Source organism: Roseateles sp. P5_B10 (assembly GCF_056400485.1).
Map to the genome: position 1 here is coordinate 1 of NZ_JBFULE010000194.1, position 7,858 is coordinate 7,858.

General features: G+C 65.6%; 8 protein-coding genes. 7 read left to right on the forward strand and 1 reads right to left on the reverse strand.

The annotated features are described in order from the left end of the window. Positions 1-707 (reverse strand): DUF3683 domain-containing protein (locus AC1DU6_RS13840; RefSeq protein WP_477857791.1); only part of this gene is annotated, 707 nt, incomplete at its 3' end. A gap of 235 nt (positions 708-942) precedes the next feature. On the opposite strand from AC1DU6_RS13840, the gene ugpB reads away from it, so the two are divergent. From ugpB to AC1DU6_RS13875, 7 genes are all read left to right on the forward strand, one after another. Next, complete coding sequence (gene ugpB / locus AC1DU6_RS13845; protein ID WP_477857792.1) at positions 943-2,247, forward strand: sn-glycerol-3-phosphate ABC transporter substrate-binding protein UgpB; 1,305 nt, start codon at positions 943-945, stop codon at positions 2,245-2,247. Between the two features lie 85 nt (positions 2,248-2,332). Then, positions 2,333-3,220, forward strand: coding sequence for a sn-glycerol-3-phosphate ABC transporter permease UgpA (gene ugpA / locus AC1DU6_RS13850; RefSeq protein WP_477857793.1), 888 nt, complete (start codon positions 2,333-2,335; stop codon positions 3,218-3,220). A gap of 162 nt (positions 3,221-3,382) precedes the next feature. Continuing rightward, positions 3,383-4,231, forward strand: coding sequence for a sn-glycerol-3-phosphate ABC transporter permease UgpE (gene ugpE / locus AC1DU6_RS13855; protein ID WP_477857795.1), 849 nt, complete (start codon positions 3,383-3,385; stop codon positions 4,229-4,231). Beyond that, the gene (locus tag AC1DU6_RS13860; RefSeq protein ID WP_477857797.1) at positions 4,232-5,287 is read left to right on the forward strand and encodes a sn-glycerol-3-phosphate import ATP-binding protein UgpC; all 1,056 of its coding nucleotides are present in this window, start codon (positions 4,232-4,234) and stop codon (positions 5,285-5,287) included. Beyond that, positions 5,284-6,018, forward strand: coding sequence for a glycerophosphodiester phosphodiesterase (ugpQ, locus tag AC1DU6_RS13865; protein WP_477857799.1), 735 nt, complete (start codon positions 5,284-5,286; stop codon positions 6,016-6,018). Before AC1DU6_RS13860 ends, ugpQ begins: the two co-directional genes overlap by 4 nt. After that, the gene (locus tag AC1DU6_RS13870) at positions 6,015-6,851 is read left to right on the forward strand and encodes a hypothetical protein (protein ID WP_477857801.1); all 837 of its coding nucleotides are present in this window, start codon (positions 6,015-6,017) and stop codon (positions 6,849-6,851) included. The genes ugpQ and AC1DU6_RS13870 overlap by 4 nt, the downstream gene beginning before the upstream one ends. Before the next feature lie 187 nt (positions 6,852-7,038). Beyond that, positions 7,039-7,818, forward strand: coding sequence for a PEP-CTERM sorting domain-containing protein (locus AC1DU6_RS13875; protein WP_457323406.1), 780 nt, complete (start codon positions 7,039-7,041; stop codon positions 7,816-7,818). Positions 7,819-7,858: the final 40 nt, after the last annotated feature.

Sequence of the window (7,858 nt, forward strand, 5' to 3'; positions counted from 1 at the left end):
GTGTTGATGACGGCGCTGTTCCACACCAGCGGAATCGCGCCGCCCGTGTAGCCCGTGCCACCGCCTCGCGGAATCACGGTCAGCCCCAGCTCGAAGCAGGCGCCCACGAGGCCGGCCATCTCGGCCTCGGTGTCGGGCGTCAGCACGACGAAGGGGTACTCGACGCGCCAGTCGGTCGCGTCCGTCACGTGGGACACGCGCGACAGGCCGTCGAACTTGATGTTGTCCTTGGCGGTGTGCTTGGCGAGCTTCTTGGCCGAGCGCTTGCGCAGTTCAGCAACGCGCTCAAACATCAGTGCGAACTCGGCCACTGCACCACGCGCCGCCTTCAGCAGCTCACCGACCGACGCGTCGCGTTGCGCATCGGCAGCGGCGTCACGGCGCTTCTCCACCTCGCCCAGGCGATGGTGCAGGGCCTCGATCAGCTGGCCACGGCGGCGAGGGTTGTCCAGCAGGTCGTCCTGCAGATACGGGTTGCGCTGCACCACCCAGATGTCGCCCAGCACCTCGTACAACATGCGCGCGGAGCGGCCCGTGCGACGCTCTAACCGCAACTGGTCCAGCAGCTCCCAGGCCCGGGAGCCCAGCAGGCGGATGACGATCTCGCGGTCGGAGAACGACGTGTAGTTGTAGGGAATCTCGCGCAACCGGGGGGCTGCGCTCTCAGCCGCTTCAGCGGTGGGCATCAGGGGATGCGGAGCGTTCATGGCAACCGGCGTGACCGGAAAAGTAGCCTTCGCAGGCTGGTTCGGGCGGGCAGCGGCTCGGGTCGGCAGCAGGGCGGGCAAGGACTACCCGGCTTGTGGCCACGGCCCCTCGCGGCAAGGGTTGGAATCCTAACCGAGGGGGGTTGCCCCCAGGGCGCCACCGTGTTTGCCCGCCATTCGTCGCTCATCAAGCGGCGCTATGCTGGCCCGCAAAACACCGCATGGAGACACTGCAATGAAGTCGTTCGCCTATGTCATGGCGCTGGGCGCTGCCCTGGGCCTGGCCAGCCCGGCCCAGGCCCAGACCGAGATCCAGTGGTGGCACGCCATGGGCGGCGCGCGCGGTGAATGGGTCAACGACCTGGCCAAAGACTTCAACGCCAGCCAGAAGGACTACAAGGTCATCCCCACCTTCAAGGGCACCTACGACGAGTCCATGCCCGCGGCCATCGCCGCCTTCCGGGCCGGCAATGCACCCCACATCCTGCAGGTCTTCGAGGTCGGCACGGCCACCATGATGGCCAGCAAGGCGGCCATCAAGCCGGTGGCGGACATCATGAAGGAGGCCGGCGTCCCCTTCGACCCCAGCGCCTATGTGCCCGCAGTGGCCAGCTATTACACGGCTCCCAACGGCCAGATGCTGAGCTTCCCCTTCAACAGCTCGACGACGGTCTTCTTCTACAACAAGGACGCATTGAAGGCCGCCGGCGTCGACAAGCCGCCCACGAGCTGGCCCGAGGTGGCTTCGGCGGCCGCCAAGCTCAAGGCCAACGGCAGCAAGTGCCCCCTCACCACATCGTGGATGAGCTGGAYGCAGCTGGAGAGCTTCTCGGCCTGGCATAACGTCGAGTTCGCCACCAAGAACAACGGCTTCGGCGGCCTGGACGCACGCCTGGCCTTCAACACGCCGCTGCACCTGCGCCACATCGAGAACCTGGCCAACATGTCCAAGCAAGGGCTCTTCGTCTACAAAGGCCGCGGCAATACGTCCGACGCCACCTTCGTGTCGGGCGAGTGCGCCATGACCACGGCCTCGTCCAGCATCTACGGCGACATCAAGAAGAACGCCAAGTTCGCCTTCGGCATCACCGCCCTGCCCTACTACCCGGACGTGCCCGGCGCACCGCAGAACACCGTCATCGGCGGCGCCAGCCTCTGGGTGATGGCAGGCAAGAAGCCGGCCGAGTACAAGGGCGTGGCCAAGTTCTTCGAATACCTGGCGCGGGCCGATGTCGCCTCGGAAAGCCACAAGCGCACCGGCTACCTGCCGGCCACCAAGGCGGCCTTTGTTGCTACCGAGGCCAGCGGCTTCTACAAGGCCAACCCGGGCAGCGACGTGGCCGTCAACCAGATGATCCGCAAGACCACCGACAAGTCGCGTGGCGTGCGCCTGGGCAACCACCCGCAGATCCGCACCATCGTCGATGAGGAATTCGAGCTGATCTGGGCCGGCAAGAAGACCGCGAAGGAAGGTATCGATGCCGCCATTCAGCGCGGCAACGAGCAGCTCGAAAAATTCGCTAGAACGGCCAAGCTCTGAACTGAGATGAGGCCCCCACGCTCGCCATACTCGCTGCCCCCCGAGGGGGCGCCAGTGCCCTCCGGACGGCCGAGCGGGCACTGACATGGCGCAAGAAAAACGCGTCGTCTTCCGCTCCCRCTGGCTGCCGTGGCTGCTGCTGGCGCCGCAGGCGGCGGTCATCGGCGTGTTCTTCTTCTGGCCGGCGGCCCAGGCGCTGCTGCAGTCGCTGCAGCAGCAGGATGCCTTCGGCCTGTCAACCGAATGGGTTGGCCTGGACAACTTCAAGGCGCTGTGGGCCGACGCGAGCTATCTCGACTCGTTCAAGACCACGGCGGTTTTCTCCTTGCTGGTGGCGGTGCTGGGCCTGTCGATTTCTCTGCTGCTGGCCGTCATGGCCAACCGCGTGGTGCGCGGCGCGGGCATCTACAAGACCCTGCTGATCTGGCCCTATGCCGTGGCGCCGGCCATCGCCGGCGTGCTGTGGCTSTTCATGTTCGCGCCGTCCATCGGCATCGTGGCCTATGGGCTGCGGGCCCTGGGCTACGACTGGAACCACCTGCTCAACCCCGACCACGCCATGACGCTGATCGTCATGGCCGCGGTGTGGAAGCAGATCTCCTACAACTTCCTGTTCTTCCTGGCCGGCCTGCAGTCCATTCCGCGCTCGCTCATCGAGGCGGCCGCCATCGACGGCGCCAGCCCCTGGCGGCGCTTCTGGGACGTGACCTTCCCGCTGCTCTCGCCCACCAGCTTCTTCCTGTTGGTGATCAACATCGTCTACGCCTTCTTCGACACCTTCGGCATCGTCGACGCCGCCACGCAAGGCGGCCCCGGCAAGGAGACGGCCATCCTGGTCTACAAGGTCTATCACGACGGCTTCAAGGCCCTGGACCTGGGTGGCTCGGCGGCGCAGAGCGTGGTGCTGATGGTCATCGTCGTCAGCCTGACCATCCTGCAGTTCCGCTTCGTCGAGAAGAAAGTGAACTACTAGAGAAGGTACCCAAAGGCCCGACATGCCCGCTCATCCAGCCCAGACACCCCCACTCGTCGTTGCAAATGCTCGCCGTAGCACGAGCTACGGCTGTGCTTTGCGCCTCGATTGGGGCCGCCTGTCCCGTCTGCTCGGTCACGCCGAGCCTCTGGGTACCTTCTGATGGTCGAAAGAAAACCCTGGCTGGACTGGCTGGCCCACGCCATCCTGGCTCTAGGCGTGGTGGTGGTGGCCTTTCCGCTCTACATCACCTTCGTCGCCGCCACCCACACGGCCCAGGACATCGTCCACGCACCCATGCCGCTGCTGCCCGGCGGCCATCTGCTCGACAACATGGCGACGGCCCTGGGCGGCGGCACCGGTTCGGGCTCCAGCGCGCCGGTGGCCCGCATGATGTGGGTGAGCTTCGTGACGGCCATGGTGATTGCCGTCGGCAAGATCGCCATCTCGCTGCTGTCGGCCTTTGCCATCGTCTACTTCCGCTTCCCGCTGCGCCAGCTGTTCTTCTGGGCCATCTTCGTGACGCTGATGCTGCCGGTGGAAGTGCGCATCGGGCCCACCTACCAGGTGGTGGCCGACCTGCACATGCTCAACAGCTATGCCGGCCTGACCGTGCCGCTGATTGCGTCGGCCACGGCCACCTTTTTGTTCCGCCAGTTTTTCCTGACGGTGCCCGACGAGTTGGTGGAAGCCTCGCGCATCGACGGCGCCTCGCCGCTGCGCTTCTTCAAGGACGTGCTGCTGCCGCTGTCCACCACCAGCATCGCCGCCCTCTTCGTCATCCAGTTCATCTACGGCTGGAACCAGTACCTCTGGCCGCTGCTGGTGACCACCGACGAGTCCATGTACCCCGTGGTCATCGGCATCAAACGCATGATCAGCGGCGGCGAGGCGGCCAACGACTGGAACCTCGTCATGGCCACGGCCCTGCTCGCCATGATCCCGCCCGCGCTGGTCGTGATCCTGATGCAGCGCTGGTTCGTTAAAGGTTTGGTAGATACAGAGAAATAAATGGCTGCCATCTCCATCCGCAAACTCTTCAAACGCTATGGCCACGGCGCCAAGGCGGTGCAGGTCATCCACGGCGTGGATGCCGAGGTCCACGACGGCGAGTTCGTCGTCATCGTCGGCCCCTCGGGCTGCGGCAAGTCCACGCTGCTGCGCATGGTGGCGGGGTTGGAGGAGGTCAGCGAGGGCGAGATCGCCATCGGCTCTCGGGTCGTCAACAACGTCGAGCCGGCGGACCGTGACATCGCCATGGTGTTCCAGAACTACGCCCTCTACCCGCACATGAGCGTCGGCCAGAACATGGCCTACGGCCTCAAGCTGCGCAAGATGCCCAAAGCCGAGATCGACGAGCGCGTGCAGCGTGCCGCCAAGATCCTGGAGCTGAGCCATCTGCTGGAACGCAAGCCGCGCGAACTGTCCGGCGGCCAGCGCCAGCGCGTGGCCATGGGCCGCGCCATCGTGCGCGACCCGCAGGTCTTCTTGTTCGACGAGCCGCTGTCCAACCTCGACGCCAAGCTGCGCGTGCAGACACGGCTGGAGATTCAGAAACTGCACCGCGAGCTGGGCGTCACCTCGCTGTTCGTCACCCACGACCAGGTCGAGGCCATGACGCTGGCGCAGCGCATCATCGTCATGAACGGCGGCCGCATCGAGCAGATGGGCACGCCCGAGGAGGTCTACGGCCAGCCGGCCTCGACCTTCGTCGCCAGCTTCATCGGCTCGCCGGCCATGAACCTGCTGCCGGGCCGACAGCACGGCGGGCAGTTCTACATCGACGGCGCCGAGCTCGACGTGCCGCCGGGCRTGGAAGGCGAACTCACGCTGGGCCTGCGCCCCGAGCATGCGCACCTGGCCGACCGGGGCTGGCCCCTGCGCGTGGAGATGATCGAGATGCTGGGCGCCGAGCGCCTGGTCTATGGCAAGCTGGGCGCCGGCACGCCCTTCACGCTGCGCCTGGACGCCACCCTGCCTTCACCCCAGCCGGGCGACTGGCTGCACCTCGCTTTCAGCCCTTTGCACCTGCACCGCTTCGATGCCAAGACGGGGCAAAGGCTGTGAAGACGCATTGGCCCTATCCGCTGTGGCTGGYCCATCGCGGCGCCGGCAAGCTGGCGCCGGAGAACACGCTGGCGGCTTTCCGCATGGGCGCCGGCTTTGGCTTTCGGGCCTTCGAGTGCGACGTCAAGCTCAGCCGCGACGGCCAGGCCTTCCTGCTGCATGACGACACGCTGGACCGCACGACCAGCGGCCAGGGCTCGCCGGCTTCAGCAGACTGGGCGCAACTGGCCGGGCTCGACGCCGGCGCCTGGCACAGCCCCCCGTTTGCCGCCGAACCGCTGCCGCGCTTTGCGCAGATCGCCGCCTTCTGCCAGGCCAATGGCTGCGCGCTGAATGTCGAGATCAAGCCCTGCCCCGGCGAGGAGGCCCGCACCGGCGCGGCCGTGGCGCACGAGGCAGCGCGGCTCTGGGCCGGCGCGCTGCCACCGCTGCTGAGCAGCTTCAAGCCCGAAGCCCTGATGGCAGCGCGCGGCGCCGAGCCCGCCCTGCCCCGCGCCCTGCTGCTCGACAAGCTGTGGGACGGCTGGTGGGACACGGCGGAATCGCTGGGCGTCGTCGCAGTCATCACCAACTACCGACTGATGGACCGCGCGCTGATCGAGCGCCTGCATGCCAGGGGCTGGCGGGCGCTGGTCTACACGGTCAACGACGCGGCGACTGCCGAGCGACTCATTGCCGACGGCATCGACGGGATCATCACGGACGCCGTTCACGAACTCGGACCTCAATGAACTCGCCCCTGCTCAAGGCCCTTTTCACCGTGGCCCTTGGGTTGCTCGCTGCGATGGCCCGCGCCGCCGCACCCAACTGCGAAACCGATCCGCAGCTGCAGCTCGACCGCATCACCGAACGGGTCATCCTCATCGGCGAGACCCATGGCAACGAGCAATCGCCGGCCTTCGTGGCCCGGCTGGTCTGCGGCCTGCTGGCACTTGATCGCCCCATCATCTTGGCGGTGGAACGAATCAGCCTTGAACAGCCGGCGCTGGCCCGCTACCTGGCATCGGCCGGCCGCGCCGATGACGTCCGCGCACTGCTCCGCGAGGAGGACTGRGCAGCGCCCACGCAGGATGGACGCAGCAGCGTGGCGATGCTCAAGCTGCTGGAGCAGGTGCGGCGCTGGCGCCAGGCGGGGCAACCTGTCGAGCTGATCGCCATGGTGCAGCCCTGGAGTTCCGATGCCGCTGCCTCCGCGCCCGCCAGCGATCCCAAGCTCGTGCAGGCCCGGGAGGACCGCGGCATGGCCGACACCGTCACCGCGGCCCTCGCCCGGCATCCCGCGCACAGCGCCGTCGTGCTGGCCGGCAGCTTCCACACCGTCATCGGGTCCAAGATTCACCAGGACATCATCGGCTCGCCGTCCCTGGGCGACGTGCTCGCGACCCGCACGGCCGTCCATGTCATCGGCTTGAGCAGCAGCGCCGGTTCGTCCTGGACCTGCCGAACCAGCTGCGGCCCGAACCCGGTGCTCGCCGCCCCCTGGGATCTGCCCGATGCCCGCATCGACACCCGCGTCAGCCTCGGCGAGGTCAGCGTTTCGCCGCCGGCAGCGGCGATGCGCTGATCAACTGCGCGATGCGCGAGTAAAAGGCCACGTTGCACGGATGCCCACAGCAACTCGTCCGTCGCGTCCTTCCGTGCGGTGAGCCCGCCAGTCCCTAACGCCTTAAGCAGCATGACTAGGGATGGGCTTTACGGGCGAAATGCGAGAACGTCTTCCAAGTTTCAGAAAAGGCTCAAAGGAGACCTGTATGAAAAGGATGCTTGCCGTGTGCGGCTTTTTGGCAGCGAGCCTGTCGTGTCAAGCCGATATTCAAGCCACCGCCTCGTTGAGCGGCTTTCACTTCGAGCTGATCGACCTCGATYTGGGTGACGGAATTTCACCTTCCCTCACGTTAAAGACGAGTACATCAGACGCAACGATCTGGACAACCACGCCCGAGGGAATAACGGATCAACTGTCCGTGCAAACCGCAGTGCCCTTTACAGGCTTCTCTCGCTCGTTGACCCGCGGGGATCAGACAGGTGAGATCGAGCTGGTGAACACGAGCCTGAACAGCCTTGGCCTGACGACTTTCGTCAATTCATCGCTGGATTCGATGGCGCCACCGCATTCGGGTACCGGCACCTACGCGTACACGGGGTGGTATCCCAGCTTCATGCTCTCAGCCAAAACTCAGCTGACCATCGTTGCAGACGCCAAGCTCGCGGCGGCGTCCACCATTCCGGTCGACCCGAGCCTTGTCAATACGGCGATGGTCAATAGTCTCCTCAGCGCGTCAACGGTTGGCCAATATGACGATGATTCATTTCAGAAATTGATCAGTGGCAATAATGGATTCTCATTCACCGGCGAGAAGACGTTGTCGGTGACCGTTTCGAACGACTCGAACGAAAGCAGGAATGTGAGTGTTTCCGCCTATATCAGCTCGACCCAGGTGCTGAATCCGGTCCCAGAACCGGCAAGCATTTCCCTGTTGATGGCCGGACTTGCGTTGGTGGGCATGATTCTGAAACGGCGCAGAGGCTGACCGCCATCATTGAGCGCAACGGCACGTCGGTCGTGTGACC

Bases quoted from the DNA above. Each gene is read 5' to 3' on its own strand.
- ugpE (WP_477857795.1), top strand. From the start codon at position 3,383: ATGGTCGAAAGAAAACCCTGGCTGGACTGGCTGGCCCACGCCATCCTG.